Annotated in this window: 2 protein-coding genes and 1 pseudogene; 1 reads left to right on the plus strand and 2 read right to left on the minus strand. The window is 60.8% G+C overall.

What is annotated here, in order from left to right; genetic code table 11:
- Both DID99_RS36610 and DID99_RS38615 read right to left on the minus strand, forming a co-directional pair.
- A partial coding sequence (locus DID99_RS36610) for a hypothetical protein (protein ID WP_148094714.1) occupies positions 1-592 on the minus strand: 592 nt, incomplete at its 3' end.
- Positions 593-925: 333 nt separating this feature from the next.
- A pseudogene (locus DID99_RS38615) lies at positions 926-1,018 on the minus strand (transposase); the annotation flags it as partial.
- 212 nt (positions 1,019-1,230) lie between these two features.
- Between DID99_RS38615 and DID99_RS36620 the strand changes: the two are divergent.
- On the plus strand, positions 1,231-1,361 hold a 131-nt coding region (locus DID99_RS36620; protein ID WP_148094698.1), incomplete at its 3' end, for a transposase.

The following is a 1,361-nucleotide window of genomic DNA, read 5'->3' on the forward strand; positions in this document are numbered from 1 at the left end:
CCAGCGGCTCGCCCCGTTGTTCTTCCGGTATCGCCGTGATCGCGGTCAACAGAACCGTGAAGGCCGCGTAGCGCTGGAGCTGCGGAAGGTGGTCGAGCACGCTGGCGAGTTTGGCCAGCGGCGCGCCCTGTTGTGCTTTTGGTAGCGCCTTGATCGCGGCCAACAGAGTCGTGAAGGCCGCGTCGCGCTGGACCTGCGGAAGCCGGTCGAGCACGCTGGCGAGGCTGGCCAGTGGATGGCCCCGTTGTTCTTCCGGCAGCGCCTTGATCGCGGCGAACAGCTTCGTAAAGGCCGCCTCGTGCTGGTCTTCCGGAAGCGCCACGAGCTCGCTAGCGAGGCTGGCCAGCGGATGGCCCCGTTGTTCTTCCGGCAGCGCTGTGATTGCGGCCAACAGATCCGCGAAGGCGGCGGCGCGCCGGGCTTCCGGAAGATCCCCGAGCTTGCTGGCGAGTTGGGCCAGCAGCGCACCCTGTTGCGCCTCCGGCAGCGCTTTGGTCGTCGTGAACAAATCCGCGAAGGCCGCCTCGCGCCGGGCTGCCGGAAGCGACCGAAGCTTGGGCGCGAGTTCAGCGACCTTGCTGGAATTGCGCATGTCTCTGGTAGCGACCGTTACGTACCTGGACCCCGCCAAAGCTAAAGATTTGTGGTCTCTAAACGATAATCTACCCGCGATTTGCTGCAATATTTCAGGCGGCTGACTAGTCAGATTCGCCGGGCCTGAAGGCACCTCGAAAAATACCCGGAGCCCGTGGCCGGAATCGCTCCGGACCGTAAAACCGTTCAATGTTGGGTTGTTGTCGATGGGAGTGGATTGATGAGTCGAAACTCCAGCGGTGGGTAAGTGGGAAATACGAGGCATGATGGCCATTCAAACAAAAAGAAGATGGCGCAGTCTATCGGAGGGGGGCACCATAGTCTTTCAGATAGTGCCGTACATTTCCAGCAGGAAGCCCTGAATCTGCCGCACACTCATGCCGCGGGCGTACATCGCGATGATCTTGTCGTCGAAACCGGTGAAGTGTCACTCGCCTTTGGCGATCAGCCCCAAATACAGGGCAGGATCCCACTTTGATCCTATTCGAATCTTAAAATCGCCTCCCTATCTGAAAGACTATGGTGCCCCCCTCCGATAGACTGCGCCATCAGAGGTGGCCGCGCAAATTCGGACAGACGGGTAAGTGGAATGCCCGGGGCCTGAGCCAGCGATAATGCAGGCAAAGGACCGGAAAGATGACGAAGAGAACCCGACGGACGCACTCAGCGGCGTTCAAAGCGAAAGTGGCCCTGGCGGCGGTCAAGGGCGAGCGCACGCTGGCCGAACTGGCGCAGCAGTTCGATGTGCACCCGAACCAGATCACGGA

The sequence above is a fragment of the Burkholderia sp. Bp8986 genome, from assembly GCF_003854225.1.
Taxonomy (GTDB): domain Bacteria; phylum Pseudomonadota; class Gammaproteobacteria; order Burkholderiales; family Burkholderiaceae; genus Burkholderia.